Below are 18,137 nucleotides of genomic sequence, written 5' to 3'. Positions count from 1 at the left end.
CGTGCCGGATAGCGCGAAGGAGCCCTATACCGGGCGCGAACGGCGGCGATCGCATCCCTATCCGATGCTGCGCCGCAAACGTCGTATCTGGCGTCGGCGCTCGATTCGGCGGCGGATCAGGATCGTGGCGGTGCTGGCGGTTATCGCATTGGCGATCGCGGGGCTGCTGACCCTATTGTATAGCGGCAGCCCGAGCGTCGACCCCGTTCTGGCGCTGCGACGTGCGACGATCGCGCTGGAGGCGGGGAATTATCACGCCGCGCATGACCAGGCGCGGGAAGCCGCCAAGGCCGCCCCGCAATCGGGTCAGGCGCAGATGATGCTCGCCAGGACCAGCCTGTTGCTGGGTCAGGGGGTGACGGCTGAGGTCGCGCTCGACCGTGCGCTGGCCGATGGCGTGCCACAGGTTGATACGCTGGCCTATCGCGCCGAGGCGCGGCTGCTGCTCGGTAATGTGGCGGGTGCGCAGGATGCGATTGGCCATATGCCGCGCGAACGCGACGCCGCAATGTCGCGGGTTGCCGCGCAACTTCGTGCGGTCCAGGGCAGTGGAGGCGGCGCGCTGCGCTCCAGCCTGGAGCAACTGGTTGCTCGCTTTCCTCGGGATGCCCGAGGCTGGACCGATTTGGGGCGTAGCCGCTTCGGAGCGGGCGATATGGAGGGCGCGACGCAGGCAGCAACTCGGGCGGTGGCGCTGGCCCCGGCCGATCCCGCCGCGCTGACCCTGCAAGGGGAGGTCGTCCGGGCTCGGTATGGCCTGGCGGCGGCATTGCCATGGTTCGAGGCGGCCTTGGCGCGTGACGCCTATTATCACCCCGCTTTGATCCAATATGCCGCGACGCTGGGTGATCTGGGCCGCGCCTCGGACGCGCTGGCCGCGACGCGGATGGCCTTGGTCTCGGAGCCCGGCAGTCCGGAAGCACTCTATTTCCAGGCGGTAATCGCCGCTCGAGCGGGCCGCTACGCCCTGGCGCAACTGGCGCTGCAACTCACCGACGGAGCGCTGGCGGCCCGGCCGTCGGTCGTGCTGCTGGAGGGCGCATTGGCCTATGCTCAGGGCCGACCACAGCGAGCCGTTCGCGCCTGGGCGCGGCTGGTCGCCATGCAACCGATGAACGTCACCGCGCGGCGTTTGCTGGCTTTGGCGCAGATCGGATCCGGCGACCGGGCTGCGGCGCTGGCGACGCTGCGCCCTATATTGTCACGGACTGATGCGGACGGTTATGCGCTCCGCCTCGCCGCCATCGCGCAGCCGGGGGAGGCCACAGCACTGAACGATCGCGTCACCAGCGCCCAGCGGGGCGATGCTGCCATCTTCCGCGCCGATCGCCCCGTCGGCGACCTCGCGCTGGCAGCCGCCGAGTCTCCGACCGATCCGACCTATGCGCTCGGCCTGATCCGTGGACTGGCCAGCCAGGGCGATCGGGCCGCAGCCATCCGAACGGCGCAGGCCCTTGTCCGCGCCAGCCCCGGTGCACCGGTTGCGCAGATCGCCTATGGTGACATGCTCGCCGTGACGGGACGTAGGACCGAAGCGGTCGGTTCCTATGCCCGTGCGGCCAATCTCACCTTCGACGAACCCGCAATGCTCCGACTGATCGACGGCTATCAGCGGATCGGTCAGCCGCGCGCGGCGGCCACGGCCTTGGGCTTGTACCTTTCGCAGAATCCGCAAAGTCTACCCGCCAGACGCTTGTTGGCCACGTGGCAGATGGCGGCGGGACAGTGGGACGATGCGATCGAAACGCTGGAAGCGCTGCGGACCCGGCTTGGTCCGGCCGACGTCGCGCTGCTGCACGATCTGGCCATCGCCTATGCCGAAAGTGGGGACGGTGTGGTGGCGCGGCGTTACGCGATGGCCGCCTATCGGTTGGCTCCGATGAACGCGGCGGTGGCGGATGCCTATGGCATGGCGTTGGCCGCGGATGGCGAAGGGGCGGGGGCGCGACAGTTGTTCGACAAGGCGCTGGCCTTGGCACCCGGCGATCCCGTGATCCTGAGGCACCGCGCCGCGCTTTAAACCGCTTTCCGCCGGGGAAAGACGGCGACGCAATTTGGGCTGGAAATGCTACCGACCGGTGGTGCTTGGCAGGCGCTGGGGCGCGCCCTACAGCCACGCCATGACCGACCCCGCCCCCCATGCGCTGGAGCGCATCGCCGCCGCGCTCGAACGCCTTGCTCCCCCGCCGCAGCCCTCTGCCGATCCGCTCGCGCACCCGGCCTATTTGTGGCGGGGCGGGGTGCTGCACGCCGCGCGCAGCTTTTCGCCGGTGCCCTTGGCGCTGCTTCAGGGACTGGACCGGCAGCGAGAGTCCCTGATCGCCAATCTGGAGCGGCTGGCCGATGGTCACGCGGCGCAGGACGTGCTGCTCTGGGGTGCGAGGGGCACCGGCAAATCGGCGCTGGTCAAGGCCAGCGTGGCGGCCGTTCAGGAGCAGAGGGCCGGAAGGCTCGCGCTGGTATCGGTCGACATGCTCGACAGCCTGCCGGACCTGTTCGCCATGCTGGAGCGGGTGAAGCGCGCCTTCGCCGTCTTCATCGACGATCTGGGCTTCGATGGGGCGGGCGAGGCGCGGACGCTGCGCTCATTGCTCGATGGCGGGGCGGAGGCGCGGCCCGCGCATGTCCGTCTGCTGGTCACGTCGAACCGTCGCCATCTCCTGCCCCGCGACCTCAGCGAGCAGGACAGCGCGATCAATCCGCGCGATGTTATCGACGATCAGATGGCGCTGTCCGATCGCTTTGGTCTGAGCCTGGGTTTCCATACGCTGGACCAGGACGGCTATCTGGCGATCGTGCGGGCCTATGCCGAACGCTATGACCTGCCGTTCGATGGCGCGGAGGCGGTCAACTGGGCGACGCGGCGGGGCAGCCGTTCGGGGCGGGTTGCGTGGCAATATGTGGTCGATCTGGCGGGGCGGATCGGGCGCAATCTGTAATAATTTACCTGACAGATAAAAAACCGCTTGCGCCTGTCCGAACCGCTGGCTATTGGCGCGCCTCCAGCACGGATCGGCCTTCCCGAAAGGCTTCGAAAACGGTCCGTACTCTCTAGTCGGGGAGTAGCTCAGCCTGGTAGAGCACTGCCTTCGGGAGGCAGGGGCCGGAGGTTCGAATCCTCTCTCCCCGACCATTTCATCACATCGTTATCCCCTCTTAGAAGAGGGGCGCCCCAATAGTGGGCGACCTCTCCCTCTGTTGCAAACGTCTTGTCCGGCGCTGCCTCTGCCGTACCCGCGGCACCCGGTGTGCCGAGACCCAGACCGCTCACCAGCTTCGAATAAGCCTGGATGAGCGACAGGGTCACGATCCGGCTGATATCGGTGTTGTCATAGCTGCCACCCACCGCGCCAGCGACCGCAAAGAAGCCCCCGCAGCCCGAACGTTGCATAGGAACCTTGAGCAGCTTCGATGGTGGCGCGAGGTTCCACGCACCGGTCACGCTGGACGTGTCACCATCGACGATCAAAAGCGTACCCGGTTTGCGGACGCAATCGGGTACGTCACTGGCGGTGGCTTCCTCAAGGCGCTGGCCGCTGATTGGCTTCGCGACATTCTGGGCGCCGACAGGGTTCGCGGCGATTGGGCTGGGGCTCGCGACGGTGGCGACAAAGACGAATTTGGACATGGTATGCTCCCCGACAAACCATATGTTCTGCGGGATGCGTGCTTGATGCATCTGCATCCTCGCCGCTGGCGGCTAGCACTCCGGCTCAGGACAGGCTAGGCGCTGCGGAACTATGACCACGCCGCTCGACAAGATTCGCAATTTTTCCATCATCGCGCATATCGACCATGGCAAGTCGACCCTTGCCGATCGCCTGATCCAGTTCACCGGCGGCCTGACCGACCGCGAGATGAGCGAACAGGTTCTCGACAATATGGAGATCGAGAAGGAACGCGGCATCACCATCAAGGCGCAGACCGTGCGATTGGCGTACAAGGCGCAGGATGGCGAAACCTATACGCTGAACCTGATGGACACGCCGGGGCATGTCGACTTCGCCTATGAGGTCAGCCGGTCGCTGGCGGCGTGCGAAGGCGCGCTGCTGGTCGTCGACGCCGCTCAGGGTGTCGAGGCGCAGACGCTGGCCAACGTCTATCAGTCGATCGAGCATGACCATGAGATCGTGCCCGTCATCAACAAGATCGACCTACCCGCCGCCGAACCTGAAAAGGTCCGCGCGGAGATCGAGGATGTGATCGGCATCGACGCGTCGGGTGCGGTGCTGGCCAGTGCAAAGTCTGGCATCGGCATCGGCGACATTCTGGAAGCGATCGTCAAGAACATCCCTGCGCCCAAGGGCGACGCGACCGCGCCGTTGAAGGCGATGCTGGTCGACAGCTGGTACGACCCCTATCTGGGCGTCGTCATCCTGGTCCGCGTGATGGAAGGCACGCTGAAGAAGGGGCAGCAGATCAAGTTCATGCAGGCTGGGACCACCCACCTGATCGACCGCGTCGGTTGTTTCCGCCCGAAGATCGAGCAACTGACCGAGCTGGGCGTCGGCGAGATCGGCTTCATTACCGCGCAGATCAAGGACGTGGCGCAGGCGCGCGTCGGCGACACGCTGACCGACGCCAAGAAGCCGACCGAACAGGCGCTGCCGGGCTTCAAGGAAGTCCAGCCGGTCGTGTTCTGCGGACTTTTCCCGGTCGACGCCAACGACTTTGAGAAGCTGCGCGAGTCGATCAGCAAGCTGCGGCTAAACGATGCTTCGTTCAGCTTCGAGATGGAGACGTCGGCGGCGCTCGGCTTCGGCTTCCGCTGCGGCTTCCTGGGGCTGCTGCATCTGGAGATCATCCAGGAGCGTCTGACGCGTGAATATGACCTCGACCTGATCACCACCGCGCCGTCGGTGGTGTACCAGATCGAGCTGACGCATGGCGGCGGGCAGATCGATCTGCACAACCCCGCCGATATGCCCGATCCGAACAAGATCGAGTCGATCAGCGAGCCGTGGATCGAGGCAACCATCTATGTCCCCGATGAATATCTGGGTTCGATCCTGAAGCTGTGCCAGGACCGGCGTGGTATCCAGAAGAATCTGACCTATGTCGGCGGCCGTGCGCAGGCGACCTATGAACTGCCGCTCAATGAAGTCGTGTTCGATTTCTACGACCGCTTGAAGTCGCTGTCGAAGGGCTATGCCAGCTTCGACTATCACCAGATCGGCTATCGGGAGGGCGACCTCGTCAAGATGAGCATCCTCGTCAACGAGGAGCCGGTCGATGCGCTGTCGATGATCGTCCACCGTGGGACCGCCGAGACACGCGGACGCGGCATGTGCGAGCGGCTGAAGGAACTCATCCCGCGCCATCTGTTCAAGATCCCGATCCAGGCCGCGATCGGCGGCAAGGTGATCGCGCGCGAGACGATTTCCGCCATGCGCAAGGACGTGACCGCGAAATGCTACGGCGGCGACGCAACTCGTAAGCGTAAGCTGCTGGAAAAGCAGAAGAAGGGTAAGGCGAAGATGCGCGAGTACGGCTCGGTCAGCATCCCGCAGGAAGCCTTTATCGCAGCGCTGCGCATGGGCGATGAGGCCTGACCTCAAATCCTCCCCAGGCTTGGCTGGGGAGGATCGAAGAAAGCCGGCTTTCGGCTTCGCGCGACGGGAAAGAATCGTTCCTTGTGCGTTACAGCCTTATATGGCCATCAAGGCACAATAAGGGGACGCCAATGATGGTATTTCGATCCGTCGCGCTGGTCGGCGCTTTGCTCGTGTCGGCGTCAGCCGCCGCTCAGACTCGCGCTCCGCTGGTTCTCGCCGCGGCCAGCTTGCAGGAATCGATGACTGCCGCCGCCAATGCCTGGGCGCAGCGCGGCCACCCGCGTCCGGTCATCTCCTTCGCCGCCTCCTCCGCGCTCGCGCGACAAGTGCAGGCGGGCGGCAAGGCCGATCTGTTCGCCTCCGCCGACGAAGAGTGGATGGACGTCCTCCAGAAGGACGGTCTGCTTGCGGACAGGACCCGCAGCGCATTTCTGGGCAATCGCCTCGTCGTCATCGCGCCGGTCGGCAAGGGCGGGCAGGTGACGACCCGGACTCTGGGCAGGACCTTGTCCGCTGGACCGGTGGCCATGGCCGACACCGACAGCGTTCCGGCAGGCAAATATGGCAAGGCCGCCCTCGAAAAGCTTGGCGCGTGGAATGCGGTCGCCCCGCATGTCGTGCGCGCGGAAAACGTCCGTGCCGCGCTCGCGCTGGTCGAGCGGGGGGCAGCCCCGCACGGCATCGTCTATTCGACCGATGCCAAGGCGTCGCCGCGCGTCCATGTCGTCGGTCTGTTCCCGGCGGCCAGCCATCCTCCGATTACCTATCCACTCGCCCGGTTGAAGGCGTCGAGTAACCCCGAAGCCGAGGGGTTTCGCCGGTTCCTGCTATCGGCGAACGGCAAGGCGATCTTCCGCCGCTATGGCTTTTCCACGCGATGACGGCTTGATGCTGTCGGCGGAGGAATGGGGGATCGTTCGGTTGTCGCTGCTGGTCGGCGGCACCGCGATGCTGGTTACCCTGCCGATCGCCTTTGCCCTGGCGTGGCTGCTGGCGCGGGGACGGTTTCCGGGGCGCGTTCTTCTCGACGGGATCGTCCATCTTCCCCTGGTCGTGCCACCGGTCGTCACGGGCTGGGTGTTGCTGCTCGCCTTTGGCCCGGACGGGCCGATCGGCCATTGGCTGAGCGAGTGGTTCGGGGTCAGCGTGTTGTTCCGCTGGACGGGGGCCGTGATCGCTGCCGCGGTGATGGCGCTGCCGCTGGTCGTGCGCGCGATACGGCTATCGATCGAAGCGGTCGATCCCCGTCTGGAGCAGGCCGCACGGACGCTGGGGGCGGGGCGTGCCCGTGTCTTTGCCACCATCACGCTGCCGCTCTGTGCGCCAGGCCTGTTGGCGGGACTGATCCTGGGTTTCGCCCGGTCGATCGGCGAGTTTGGCGCGACGATCACCTTCGTGTCCAACGTGCCCGGCGAAACGGCCACACTGCCGCTCGCCATCTACTCCGCGCTGCAGCGCCCCGGCGGAGAGGCGATGGTCTGGCGTCTGGCCACCGTATCGGTCCTGCTGTCGCTGATCGCGCTGGTGATATCCGAATGGCTGGCACGTCGGATGGGGCGGGGGCTGCATGTCCTTTGACGTCGATGTCACGGTACGGCGTGGGGACAGCCGGATCGGGGGCAGTTTCGTCACCGGCCCCGGTGCGACGATATTGTTCGGGCCGTCGGGCGTGGGCAAGACGAGCATTCTTCAAATGGTCGCGGGGTTGCTGCGCCCCGAGGCGGGTCATGTCCGCGTCGCTGGCGAGACGCTGTTCGACGCTGATGCCCGTATCGACGTCAAGCCCGAGCGCCGCCGTATCGGCTATGTCTTTCAGGAGCCGCGCCTGTTTCCGCATATGCGGGTTGCGGCCAATCTGCGTTACGGCATGCAGGGGGGCGGCGGGGACTGGGAAGACATCATCGCGATGCTGGGCATCGGCCATCTGCTCGATCGCTGGCCGCGCAGCCTGTCGGGAGGCGAAGCGCGGCGCGTGGCGATAGGACGGGCCCTGCTCAGCAACCCCCGCGTCCTGCTACTCGACGAGCCTCTATCGTCGCTCGACCGCGCGCGGCGGGGCGAAATACTCGATGCGCTGGTGGCGGTGCGTGACCGGACCGGCATCCCGATCCTGATGGTCACGCACGATCCCGAAGAAGCCGAACGGATCGCCACCGCCATCGTCCGGCTCTGATCGGTCAGGCGAGTTCGAAGCCCCGGTCGGTCCATGCCCGTCCGCCCAGGGGAACGTCCCACCGGCCTTGCAGTCATTGGCGACGATCGACGTTGGGGGCATGGCGCGCTCCCCTGCGATAGGTGGCTTTGTCGCTTCGCTACTGTCGAGACGCGGACGGGGTAAGGTCAAGTGGCGCCGCACCAAAGCGCTCCCTTGACCAAGTGAGGCGTGCGGCAATGGTCGGGGTGGGGAGGCGGTGTGCCGGGCTTCCAAAGGTTCAGCCGACGCAAGAGCTCGGGCATATCCGAATCGATCACGGGCAATGGATTACCGTCGCCATAACGGGTCGCGCTGCGATACCGTAGTATCGGAGCATAGCGGCCCGAACGGGCCCGGCGGTTCACCGTGATCCAGAAGCCGAAGGGCGCGTTGGACGTCGGCTGGGCGGAAATGATCGCACCGCGCAAGGGCCCGCTTTCGATGTAGCGGACTTCCTGATTGTTGTTGCGGCCGGTGTTGATGGCATAGACGGGCACAAACCGCTGGCCCGCACGGTCATAGGCCAGTGCCATCGTCCCGATCACCTGATCGCCATTGCCGCCGCGCAGGCTTGCGGCCTGCACCCACAGCAGGGGGTGATCGGCGCGCGGACGTACGATGCGTGCGTCGTCGAGATAATGAATGGTTTCGTAAAGCGCATTTCGCCCCGGCCGGACCAGTATCGCGTCGAGCGAAGGGCGGCAGCTTTTCCCGTCATCGCGGGTGATGCAGAGATGGATCTTGCCCGGTGCCTTGGCGGTCGCATCGCCGAATGGGTCTGGAACGTCCGGCCCCTGTGCCACCAGAAGTTGCCATCCCGGCTTGAGGCCGAACGGGCGAGACAGAGCGATGGGCCGCGGGGGCGAAGCGGCGGCGGTCGCAGCCCACAAAGGGAGCAAGCAGATTAGCCGACGACCGGGCATGGCGCGAAACTCCTCCGACGTACGCCGTTACCGTCTCGGGGACTGACAGGGTTCGGCGAATGCGAAGCGTAGCTTGCGATAGTCTGGATGGCTTGGCCGTGAAGGGCGCGTGACATCCCGGCCAAACCAAATGCCGGTCGCTTAGCGTCAGAGAAGCGTCGTCAGCAACACGCCCCCGACGATCGCCAGACCCGACAGGATTTGCCGAACGCCCAAGGCCTCGCGGAAAAGCCGATGTCCCGCCATGGCGGCGATCGGGGCCTCGATGATTCCCAGTGCCCTGACCGGCGCGGCCGGGGAGAGGGCGAGCGCCACGAACCAGCCTGCCGAGGCACAGGCCCCGCACAGCCCCGCCCCGAGCGAGGGCCGCCAGCGGCGCAGCACCTCGACCAGCGTAGCCGGGTCACGCCAGGCGAGGATCAAGCTGAGTCCCACGGTCTGCATCGCCTGCACGACGGCGACGCAAACGAGCGCGGCGAAGACCGGATGTGCGGGCTCCAGCGCCAACGCCGCGTGGCGGAACGCGTTGAGTGAGAAGCCGAAGAACAGACCGGAGGTCAACCCCATCGCCGCACCGACCAGCGAGGCGCGACGCTGATCGGCCGGGGGCCAGGATAACGCGACCAGTCCGATGGTGGTGATGACGACGCCGACCCATGCCATCGCGCTGATCCGGTCGTGGTAGACGATCAGGCCGAGCAACGCGGCGAGCGGCAAGGAACTTTGCTGGAGCGCCGTGCCGACCGCGAAGCCCGACCGCCGCATGGCATCGAGCAGCGCCGCCGTCGCCAATACCTGCGCCGTTGCGCCCACGATCGCCGACAGCCAGAACATGCCGGTCCATCGAAGCCCGGCGCCCGGCGTGAAGATATGGGCGATGGCGACGAACATTAGGGAGAAGGGCAGGCCGAACAGGAAACGGACCAGCGTCGCACCCCATGGTCCCGATGACGACATGACCCCACGCTGCAGGGCATTGCGGCCAACCTGGAAGGTTGCGGCTGCCACCGTGGCGGGGATCCATAGCGGGTTGGACATGGCAGCTCTCGCTTATCAGTTGACCGGGCCTGGGGTGGAGCGTGGGACGCTCAAACGAAAAGGGCGGCCCGTTGCCGGGCCGCCCTTTCGGCAAAAGGCCGAGCGCCACGCCGTCGGAGGTGAACGGCGTTGCCGTTCCTGCCGCCCGACGTGGCGAATGCTGGGAAGGCCGTGGCCATCCCAGCACGCCCGCATCTTAGCGCTTCGAGAACTGGAAGCTGCGACGCGCCTTGGCGCGGCCATACTTCTTACGCTCGACGGCGCGGCTGTCGCGGGTCAGGAAGCCAGCGGCCTTGACCGGAGCGCGCAGAACGGGCTCGTACTTGGTCAGCGCTTGGCTGATGCCGTGCTTGACCGCACCGGCCTGGCCCGACAGACCGCCGCCCTTGACGGTGCAGATCACGTCATACTGACCTTCGCGCTCGGTGATGCCGAACACCTGGTTGATGACGAGACGCAGCGTCGGACGCGCGAAATAGACTTCCTGGTCACGACCGTTGATCGTGATCTTGCCCGAACCCGGCTTCAGCCAGACGCGAGCGACGGCGTCCTTACGACGGCCGGTCGCATAGGCGCGGCCAAACTTGTCCAGTTCCTGCTGACGCAGCGGGGTGGTGCTGACGCGCTCGGCGGGAGCGGCGGGGGCTTCACCGGCGGCGGCGGTCTGCGCCGGAGCGGCAGCGGCCTGCTGGTTCAGGGCGGCGCCGAGATCGGCGAGCGACTGGCGGTTATCGGACATTATGCGCCCACCTTGTTCTTGCGGTTCATGCTCGCAATGTCGAGCACTTCGGGGTTCTGCGCGGCATGCGGATGCTCGGTGCCGGCGAAGATGCGCAGGTTGCGCATCTGCTGACGGCCCAGCGGACCACGGGGGATCATGCGCTCGACGGCCTTTTCCAGGACGCGCTCGGGGAAGCGGCCTTCCAGGACCTTGGCGGCGGTGATGCCCTTGATACCACCGGCATAACCGGTGTGCTTGTAGTACACCTTCTGGCCCAGCTTGTTGCCGGTGAAGCGCACCTTGTCCGCGTTGATGACGATGACATTGTCACCGCAATCGACGTGCGGGGTGAATGACGGCTTGTGCTTGCCGCGCAGGATGTTCGCGATGATGGTGGCGGCGCGGCCGACAACCAGGCCGTCGGCGTCGACGATATGCCACTTCTTCTCCACCTCGTGCGGCTTGGCCGCCTTGGTGGTCTTCATGAGCGCCTTCATGGGCGTGAGACCTTTCGGTTTGAAATGCAACACGCCGCCCTTTGAACCGGGGCGGCGCGAACGAGGGTCCAATGCGGAAGGTGGCCCAAAATGTCAAGCAAAGTGCGGCTTTGCTGACGGGTATTATGATACCTTAAGGGCGCGCGTGCTGCTTCCGAGCCGGTGTGCGGCGGCGGTCGCGGCGATCAGCAGCAGGGCGGCATTGGCCTGGTGCGCGACCGCGATGTCGATCTGCACGCCGCTGAGCAAGGTCGCGATGCCCAATCCGATCTGGGTGACCACCAGCGCGATTACCAGCCAACCCGCGCGCAAGCCCCCCGCCCGGATCGCGCGGACGGCCAGCCACAACAGTCCCGCCGCCGCCGCGAAGGCGAACCAGCGATGAATGAACTGCACGACCACGGGATTGTCGAAAGCGTTGGCGATGGCGGGGCTCATCATCGGCGTGCCCGCCGGGAACCAGGCGTCCCCCATCAGCGGCCAGCTCGAAAAGGCATAGCCCGCGTCCAGTCCGGCGGTCAGCGCGCCGAACATCAACTGCACGAACAGCAGCAGGAGCGCGGAGGACCCCGGTGCGGTCAACCTGGCGGGGGCCGACAGCCGATCGCGGTGAAGGGCCTTCAGGTCCAGCCCGGTCCATATGATCCCGGCAAGGATGAGCAACGCGGTCAGCAGATGGACCGTCAGGCGGATATGGCTGACATCGGTACGCTCGACGAGGCCGGAGGCGACCATCCACCAGCCGATCGCTCCTTGTAGTCCGCCCAGCGCGAGCAGCGCGACGAGGCGCGGCTTGTAGCCGACGGGAATGGCCTTTCGGGCCCAGAACCAGATCAGGGGCAGGGCGAAGGCCATGCCGATCACCCGTCCCAGCACCCGGTGGAGATACTCCCAGAAGAAGATCGCCTTGAACCCGCCCAGCGTCATGTCGCGGTTGAAGGTCCAATATTCGGGGATGCGCTTGTAATTGTCGAACTCGGCCTGCCACTGCGCCTCGGTCAGCGGGGGCACGATGCCGGTGATCGGCTTCCACTCGGTGATCGACAGGCCGCTATTGGTCAGGCGGGTGATCCCGCCGACCACGACCATGGCAACGATCAGACCGGCCACCGCGAACAGCCAGCGGGCGAGGGCTCGGGGACGGGCGGTGATCATGAAAGCGGGGCTCGGTTGCAGCATCGCATCGTCATAATGGCCTGAGCGTCGCGGCGATAGTGGACCGAATGCCCCGTCGCGACGCGCCGGGGACCTTGCTCCACCGACCGGCAAAGCCTAAATCTCGATCATGGCGCACATGCATAACCATCACGAGCCCGTCGGGGCCGATCTTGCCGACGCGGCGAAGGCGACGCTGGAGCGGGCTGGCGAACAATGGACGGCCATGCGCGCCAGCGTCTTCACAGCGCTGGCCGGCTTCGAAAAGCCCGCCTCCGCCTATGACATCGCCGATGCCATGTCGAAGACGCAAGGTCGGCGCGTCGCCGCAAACAGCGTCTATCGCATCCTCGACCTGTTTGTCGGTGCCAATCTTGCGCGCCGGGTCGAGAGCGCCAATGCCTATGTCGCCAATGCGCATCCAGACTGCATGCACGACTGCATCTTCCTGGTCTGCGACAAATGCGGGCAGACCACCCATATCGACGACGACCGGCTGACCGGTGCGGTGCGCGATGCGGCACGCGGGGCGGGGTTCAGCCCCGAGCGTCCGGTGATCGAGGTTCGGGGACGTTGCGCGGATTGCGCCGGAGATTAACCGGTTTTGGGGGACTCCGTCCCTCGGTTGATCGGGCCATATAGACTCTCCGTATTTGCGTACCGGCCTCCCGATGATCGCCGTCATCGTCACGGCGCTATATTTCACCCTTTGACGTAGCGATCGCTGGTCCCGCCCCATAGGCTCGATCCGGCGCATTTCGGCACGCCATCGCCGCGACACAAGTTTTGCAATCGACACAAGGCATTGACTTGCGCGCCGAAACGCGAAATGACGTTGGTAACGTTACCAGATAAAACGGGACGAAAAGGGAGAGGTTTGAGATGATGACGGGATCGCATAGCCGCACCGTGCGTCGGCGCACTCTTGGCGCGGCAAGCTTGGTGGTTCTGGCGGCGGCGACGGTCGCGACGCCGGCCTGGGCTCAGGTGCCACCGAACCAGGCGGCTCAGACCGATCAGGCAGACGCTCCGGCGGCATCGGTCGACACGGCTGCGCCGGACGACCAGGTCGGCGATACCAATGCGCGCGACATCATCGTCACGGGCTCGCGAATCACGACCGGCGGCTTTACCGCGCCGACCCCGACGACCGTGATCGGCGAGGAGCAGATCGCCGCCAATGCGCAACCGAATATCTTCACCACGGTCGCGCAATTGCCCTCGCTTCAGGGCTCGACCGGCACCGCGACCAACACCTTCAGTACGTCGAGCGGTCAGCAGGGGCTCAGCTCTTTCTCGCTCCGGGGTGTGGGCGCGATCCGAACCCTGACGCTGCTCGATGGCCAGCGGGTGGTCGGTGCGAACGTCACCGGCGTTCCCGACATCAGCCTGTTTCCGCAACTGCTGATCAAGCGGGTCGACGTGGTCAATGGCGGTGCCTCGGCCTCCTATGGTTCGGACGCGGTCGGCGGCGTCGTCAACTTCATCACCGATACCCGGTTCAAGGGGATCAAGGGCAATGTCCAGGGTGGTCTGACCACCTATGGCGACGATGAACAAGTGCTGGTCCAGCTGGCGGGCGGTACCAGCCTGCTCAACGACAGCCTGCATGTGATCGCCAGCACCGAATATGCGCATGAGGAAGGCGTCGGCGGGGGGCAGTTCGGCATCGGCCTGGCGGGCGGGCGCGACTGGTTCCGCCAGTCCACGCTGATCAACCGCAACGTGCTGAACGACGGATCGCCGCAATATCTGTTTCGCGACTATGCGCAGGCGTACAACTACACCAAATATGGCCTGATCACCGCCGGGCCGCTTCAGGGCATCGCCTTTGACCAGTCGGGCAATCCGTTCCAGTTCCAGTACGGATCGAACGGCGTGCCCGCGCGGGACGCGGCGGGCAATGTCAGCGGATGTCTCCCCGGTTTTTGCCAGGGTGGTGACCTGTCGGGTAATGTGGATGCGGGTCGCTCGTTGCAATCCAAGATTCAGCGCGTGAACGGCTATGGCCGGATCGGCTATGACTTCGCGCCCAACGGCGAGATTTACGGCACGATCAATATCGGCCAGGTCAAGACCAACAACCAGCCGGTCGGCGGGCAGAACCGCCCCAACCTGACCATCCAGTGCGCCAATCCTTATGTCCCCGCGCTGGTCAAGGCGGCTTGCGCCACGGCGGGCATCACCAATTTCCAATACGGCACCAGCAACGCCGCGCTGGGCAATACCCAGGTCTATACCGACCGTCGCCAGTACCGTTTCGTCGCGGGGGCCAAGGGGCGGGAACCGGTGCTCGGTTCCGACTGGTCCTATGACATGTATTACGAGCACGGCACCAACTATACGGATGTGGACGTCAGCAACATCATGCTGTCGCGCCGCTTCAACCAGGCGATCAACGCGACCACGCTGAACGGGGCGATCGTCTGCGCCGATGCGACTGCGCGCGCCAACGGGTGTCAGCCGCTCAATATCTTCGGCGGTAATCCGTCGGCCGCGGCAATGAGTTATATCATGCCGCAATACGGACCCTATCAGCAGACGCGCCAGACGCAGGACGTGATCAGCCTGAACTTCTCGGGCTCGCCCTTCTCGTCCTGGGCAGGACCGGTGTCGATCGCGTTCGGCGGCGAGTTCCGCCACGAATATTACCGCGTGCGGGCCGACCCATATGGCGCGGGCTTTGCGAATACGCCCGCCAACGCTGCCTATCCCGCCGACCCGGTCCTGCTGGCCGATGGCAACAACTGGTATGCGGGCAACTACAAGAATGGCAGCGGTGCCTATAGCGTGAAGGAGGCCTTTATCGAGGCCGACCTGCCGATCATCAACTCGGAGGCCGGCGGGCGCGCCAACATTAACGGCGCGGTGCGCGTTACCGATTACAGTACGTCGGGCACCGTGTGGGCCTGGAAGATCGGCGGCACCTGGGACCTGCCGGTCGACGGCCTGCGCATTCGCGGCGTGACCTCTCGCGACGTGCGCGCGCCCAATCTGTCGGAACTGTTCGCGGCGCCGGTCACGACCACGCTGCCGGGCTTTTTCGACCCCTTCAACAACGTCAACGTGCTGGCGCTTCAGAACACCATCGGCAACGTCAACCTGACGCCCGAAATCGCGCGCAACACGACGCTGGGCATCGCCTTCTCCAACTCGCAGGCGATCCCGGGGCTCAGCCTGTCGGTCGACTATTACAAGATCAAGATCACCGACGTCATCTCCAGCCTGGGCGCGCAGGACATCGTCAACCTGTGCTATCTGAACATCGCGCCGGAGACCTGCGGTGTGTTCAACCTGAACAACCCCAATGGGCCAAATTATATCAACGTCCAGTCTTTCAACCTGGCGTCGATCCTGACCGATGGTTTCGACATCGAGGCGAGCTATCGCTGGCGCAATCCGCTGGGCCTGCCGGGCAGCCTGACGCTGCGGGCGCTGGCGACCAATATCCGGCGCTTCATCACCGATACCGGCCTGCCCAATACGATCCCCAACGACACGGCGGGCGTGAATATCGGCAGCACGCCGAAGTGGAAGTGGCTGGCGGTGCAGACCTATGCCACCGACGACTGGTCATTGCTGCTGCAGGAGCGCTGGTTCAGCGACGGCAAGCTGGGCAATCAGTATATCGAGTGCACCACCGGCTGCCCCGCCTCGACCGCCAATCGGCCGACGATCGACAATAATTTCATCCCCGGCGCCTTCTATTTCGACGTGGGCGGCACCTATAACGTGACCAAGGCGGTAACCGCTTATTTCAAGGTCGATAATGTGTTCAATCGCGATCCGGCGCGGTCGCCCTATTTCGTGAACCCGGCGCTCTATGACGTGCTCGGTCGCGTGTACCGGGCCGGCGTGCGGTTCAACTTTTGAGGGGGGATGTGGTGATGATGGAACGGATGATCGGAGCGGTACTGCTGGCCGCCTTGCCGGTGATGGGCATGGCGGCTGATACCCCATCCGCCGTGCCGGGGTCGAATCCGATCATCCGCGACGCGTTCACCGCCGACCCCGCGCCCCTGGTCGTGGGGGGGCGGCTGTACCTCTATGTCGGGCATGACGAGGCGCAGCGGGACGAGATGTTCAACATGAAGGAATGGCTGGTCTATTCGACCACCGACATGCGGAACTGGACGCGGCACGGGCCCATCATGAACGTGCGTGACTTCAAATGGGCGAAGAAGGACGCCTGGGCCAGCCAGACCATCCACAAGAGCGGCAGATACTGGTTCTACGCCGCGGTTGAGCATGACGACAGTCATCCGGGCAAGGCGATCGCGGTCGCCGTGTCCGACACGCCGACAGGCCCCTTTGTCGATGCCAAGGGCTCCGCGCTGATCACCAACGAGATGACGCCCAAGGGGACGCATAGCTGGGAAGACATCGACCCGACCGTGTTGACCGATGATGACGGCACGACATGGATCGCCTGGGGCAACCGGCAATGCTACATCGCCAAGCTGAAGCCCAATATGATCGAGATCGATGGCCCGATCACCGAGATCACCCCGCCGCATTTCGAGGAGGGGCCCTGGCTCCACAAGCGGGGGAAGCTTTATTACCTGACCTATGCCTCGCTCGACCGGACGACGCAGCGTGACGAGCATATCTCCTACGCCACCGCGCCATCGCTGAAAGGGCCATGGACCTATCGCGGACTATTGACCGGATCGGGCAAGTACAGCTTCACCATCCATCCCGGTATCGCCGACTTCAAAGGCAAGTCCTACCTGTTTTTGCATAACGCCAATCTCGCGATCGGCGATCAGAGCGGGGCGATCGGGCGGCGCGCGGTGACGGTGGAACGGCTCCATTATAATCCGGATGGGGCGATGAAGCCGGTGGTTCAGACCGAAGCCGGTGTGACGGCCTCGGCGCGCTAGATCGTGGACCACGTCTTCGCGCTCCGCCCCGGCCCGTGTCGGGGGCGGACTGATCGTTCAAGGCCGGGGCGGGGCGGTGGAGTCGCGTTCGATCAACTGATGGTCCAGCACCGTCACGCGGTTCCGGCCTTCGGAAGCCGGAACGCTGCCGCGAATTTCCTGGATCAGCATATGCAACGCCACCGTCGCCAATTGCCGGACCGGCTGGTGAATGGTGGTCAGCGGCGGCCACAATGTCGTCGCTGCGGTGCTGTCGTCGAATCCGGCCACGGTCAGATCGCCCGGCACGTCGAGGTGGCGGCGGTGCGCGACCGAGACGACCGCCGCCGCCATATCGTCGTTGCTGGCGAAGATGGCGGTCGGCGGCCTTTCGCTGCCCAGCAGTTCCTCGCCCGCGCGCAGACCGGAGGCATAGCTATAATCGCCCTGGACGACCTGCGTCTCCAGCTCATCCTCCTCGGCGATGGCACGCTGGAAACCGGTGAGACGCTCGATACTGGCGGTCTGGTCGGGATTGCCATGGACAAAGCCGATGCGCCGATGTCCCAGCCCGATCAGATGGCGCGTCATGTCATAGGCGGCGCGGGCATTGTCGATCCACACGCAGATGGCATCGGGCGCGACGCCGCCGACGATGGCCAGCGGCAAGCCGGCCTCGCGAATGATCTCGCGCACGAAGCTCGATTCGCCCAGCGGCGGCGCCAGGATCAGCCCGGCGATCCGCTGTGCGATCAGCCCCTGGATCGCTTCGCGCGTCGGCGGACGGCCCTGCTCGCCCTTCAACAGGAAAAGCTGCGCCGCGCGGGTCGAGGCTTCCTCGAACACGCCGACCAGCAACTCGCTCATGAAGGCGGCGCTAGGGTTGGAGTAGATGACGCCGATCCGAATTTCGCGCGACGTCACCAGGCTGCGCGCCATCAGATTGGGCGTGTAGTTGAGTTGGGCGATCACGTCGCGGACATGCGCACGAACCTCGTCGCGCACGCCCGCGTCGCCGTTGATGACGCGCGACACGGTCATGGGCGAGACACCGGCCTGTTTGGCCACGTCGATGATCGTCACGCCGCGCGGGCGTCCTTTGCTACGCGTCAAGGGCATCCTGTCCTGTCGTCGGCGCTTGCACCGCGCCAATGCATGCGGATAGCGGCGGGATCGGACGGGGTGAAGGGGC

General features: G+C 65.2%; 15 protein-coding genes and 1 tRNA gene. 10 read left to right on the top strand and 6 right to left on the bottom strand.

Annotated features, from left to right (window positions below; all coding sequences use genetic code 11):
• Nucleotide 1: 1 nt before the first annotated feature.
• The 7 genes from NZL82_RS15205 to NZL82_RS15175 all read left to right on the top strand — a co-directional run bounded on the left by NZL82_RS15205 (nucleotide 2) and on the right by NZL82_RS15175 (nucleotide 7,728).
• Complete coding sequence (locus NZL82_RS15205) at nucleotides 2–2,020, top strand: tetratricopeptide repeat protein (RefSeq protein ID WP_261270596.1); 2,019 nt, start codon at nucleotides 2–4, stop codon at nucleotides 2,018–2,020.
• A 100-nt stretch (nucleotides 2,021–2,120) separates the two neighbouring features.
• Nucleotides 2,121–2,939, top strand: coding sequence for an ATP-binding protein (locus NZL82_RS15200; RefSeq protein ID WP_261270595.1), 819 nt, complete (start codon nucleotides 2,121–2,123; stop codon nucleotides 2,937–2,939).
• A 117-nt stretch (nucleotides 2,940–3,056) separates the two neighbouring features.
• A tRNA-Pro gene (locus NZL82_RS15195) sits at nucleotides 3,057–3,133 on the top strand.
• Nucleotides 3,134–3,740: 607 nt separating this feature from the next.
• Complete coding sequence (gene lepA / locus NZL82_RS15190) at nucleotides 3,741–5,552, top strand: translation elongation factor 4 (RefSeq protein WP_058751715.1); 1,812 nt, start codon at nucleotides 3,741–3,743, stop codon at nucleotides 5,550–5,552.
• Nucleotides 5,553–5,683: 131 nt separating this feature from the next.
• Nucleotides 5,684–6,436: a molybdate ABC transporter substrate-binding protein gene (gene modA, locus NZL82_RS15185; RefSeq protein WP_261270594.1), complete on the top strand. Its 753-nt coding sequence runs from the start codon at nucleotides 5,684–5,686 to the stop codon at nucleotides 6,434–6,436.
• A 7-nt stretch (nucleotides 6,437–6,443) separates the two neighbouring features.
• A complete protein-coding gene (gene modB / locus NZL82_RS15180) occupies nucleotides 6,444–7,133 on the top strand; it encodes a molybdate ABC transporter permease subunit (protein ID WP_261270700.1) in 690 nt (229 codons plus the stop codon).
• Nucleotides 7,123–7,728 (top strand): ATP-binding cassette domain-containing protein, encoded by a 606-nt coding sequence (locus tag NZL82_RS15175; RefSeq protein ID WP_261270593.1) that lies wholly within the window; start codon nucleotides 7,123–7,125, stop codon nucleotides 7,726–7,728. The genes modB and NZL82_RS15175 overlap by 11 nt, the downstream gene beginning before the upstream one ends.
• A gap of 167 nt (nucleotides 7,729–7,895) precedes the next feature.
• Here NZL82_RS15175 and NZL82_RS15170 read toward each other — a convergent pair whose 3' ends face one another.
• From NZL82_RS15170 to NZL82_RS15150, 5 genes are all read right to left on the bottom strand, one after another.
• Nucleotides 7,896–8,552, bottom strand: a complete 657-nt coding sequence (locus NZL82_RS15170; protein ID WP_261270592.1) for a hypothetical protein — start codon at nucleotides 8,550–8,552, stop codon at nucleotides 7,896–7,898.
• Between the two features lie 267 nt (nucleotides 8,553–8,819).
• Complete coding sequence (locus tag NZL82_RS15165; RefSeq protein WP_261270591.1) at nucleotides 8,820–9,680, bottom strand: DMT family transporter; 861 nt, start codon at nucleotides 9,678–9,680, stop codon at nucleotides 8,820–8,822.
• A gap of 226 nt (nucleotides 9,681–9,906) precedes the next feature.
• Nucleotides 9,907–10,449, bottom strand: a complete 543-nt coding sequence (gene rpsI, locus NZL82_RS15160; protein ID WP_261270590.1) for a 30S ribosomal protein S9 — start codon at nucleotides 10,447–10,449, stop codon at nucleotides 9,907–9,909.
• On the bottom strand, nucleotides 10,449–10,928 hold the full coding sequence (gene rplM / locus NZL82_RS15155) for a 50S ribosomal protein L13 (RefSeq protein ID WP_037568175.1): 480 nt from the start codon (nucleotides 10,926–10,928) through the stop codon (nucleotides 10,449–10,451). The genes rpsI and rplM overlap by 1 nt, the downstream gene beginning before the upstream one ends.
• A gap of 123 nt (nucleotides 10,929–11,051) precedes the next feature.
• Entirely contained in the window at nucleotides 11,052–12,083 is a 1,032-nt protein-coding gene (locus tag NZL82_RS15150; protein ID WP_261270589.1) for a COX15/CtaA family protein, read from the bottom strand.
• Between the two features lie 130 nt (nucleotides 12,084–12,213).
• Between NZL82_RS15150 and NZL82_RS15145 the strand changes: the two genes are divergently transcribed.
• From NZL82_RS15145 to NZL82_RS15135, 3 genes are all read left to right on the top strand, one after another.
• Nucleotides 12,214–12,681, top strand: a complete 468-nt coding sequence (locus NZL82_RS15145) for a Fur family transcriptional regulator (protein ID WP_261270588.1) — start codon at nucleotides 12,214–12,216, stop codon at nucleotides 12,679–12,681.
• 284 nt (nucleotides 12,682–12,965) lie between these two features.
• A complete protein-coding gene (locus NZL82_RS15140; protein ID WP_261270587.1) occupies nucleotides 12,966–15,956 on the top strand; it encodes a TonB-dependent siderophore receptor in 2,991 nt (996 codons plus the stop codon).
• 17 nt (nucleotides 15,957–15,973) lie between these two features.
• A complete protein-coding gene (locus NZL82_RS15135; protein WP_261270586.1) occupies nucleotides 15,974–16,966 on the top strand; it encodes a glycoside hydrolase family 43 protein in 993 nt (330 codons plus the stop codon).
• A gap of 57 nt (nucleotides 16,967–17,023) precedes the next feature.
• Here NZL82_RS15135 and NZL82_RS15130 read toward each other — a convergent pair whose 3' ends face one another.
• Nucleotides 17,024–18,064 (bottom strand): LacI family DNA-binding transcriptional regulator, encoded by a 1,041-nt coding sequence (locus tag NZL82_RS15130; protein WP_261270585.1) that lies wholly within the window; start codon nucleotides 18,062–18,064, stop codon nucleotides 17,024–17,026.
• Between the last annotated feature and the right edge of the window lie 73 nt (nucleotides 18,065–18,137).

Source organism: Sphingomonas sp. LC-1 (assembly GCF_025371035.1).
In the GTDB taxonomy this organism is placed as follows: domain Bacteria; phylum Pseudomonadota; class Alphaproteobacteria; order Sphingomonadales; family Sphingomonadaceae; genus Sphingomonas; species Sphingomonas sanguinis_E.
Note: the sequence above shows the minus strand (reverse complement) of the source record. Positions and strands in the feature narration are given on the sequence as shown.

Bases quoted from the DNA above. Each gene is read 5' to 3' on its own strand.
- NZL82_RS15200 (WP_261270595.1), top strand. From the start codon at position 2,121: ATGACCGACCCCGCCCCCCATGCGCTGGAGCGCATCGCCGCCGCGCTC.
- lepA (WP_058751715.1), top strand. From the start codon at position 3,741: ATGACCACGCCGCTCGACAAGATTCGCAATTTTTCCATCATCGCGCAT.
- modA (WP_261270594.1), top strand. From the start codon at position 5,684: ATGATGGTATTTCGATCCGTCGCGCTGGTCGGCGCTTTGCTCGTGTCG.
- modB (WP_261270700.1), top strand. From the start codon at position 6,444: ATGCTGTCGGCGGAGGAATGGGGGATCGTTCGGTTGTCGCTGCTGGTC.
- NZL82_RS15175 (WP_261270593.1), top strand. From the start codon at position 7,123: ATGTCCTTTGACGTCGATGTCACGGTACGGCGTGGGGACAGCCGGATC.
- rpsI (WP_261270590.1), bottom strand. From the start codon at position 10,449: ATGTCCGATAACCGCCAGTCGCTCGCCGATCTCGGCGCCGCCCTGAAC.
- rplM (WP_037568175.1), bottom strand. From the start codon at position 10,928: ATGAAGGCGCTCATGAAGACCACCAAGGCGGCCAAGCCGCACGAGGTG.
- NZL82_RS15150 (WP_261270589.1), bottom strand. From the start codon at position 12,083: ATGATCACCGCCCGTCCCCGAGCCCTCGCCCGCTGGCTGTTCGCGGTG.
- NZL82_RS15145 (WP_261270588.1), top strand. From the start codon at position 12,214: ATGGCGCACATGCATAACCATCACGAGCCCGTCGGGGCCGATCTTGCC.
- NZL82_RS15140 (WP_261270587.1), top strand. From the start codon at position 12,966: ATGATGACGGGATCGCATAGCCGCACCGTGCGTCGGCGCACTCTTGGC.
- NZL82_RS15135 (WP_261270586.1), top strand. From the start codon at position 15,974: ATGGAACGGATGATCGGAGCGGTACTGCTGGCCGCCTTGCCGGTGATG.
- NZL82_RS15130 (WP_261270585.1), bottom strand. From the start codon at position 18,064: ATGCCCTTGACGCGTAGCAAAGGACGCCCGCGCGGCGTGACGATCATC.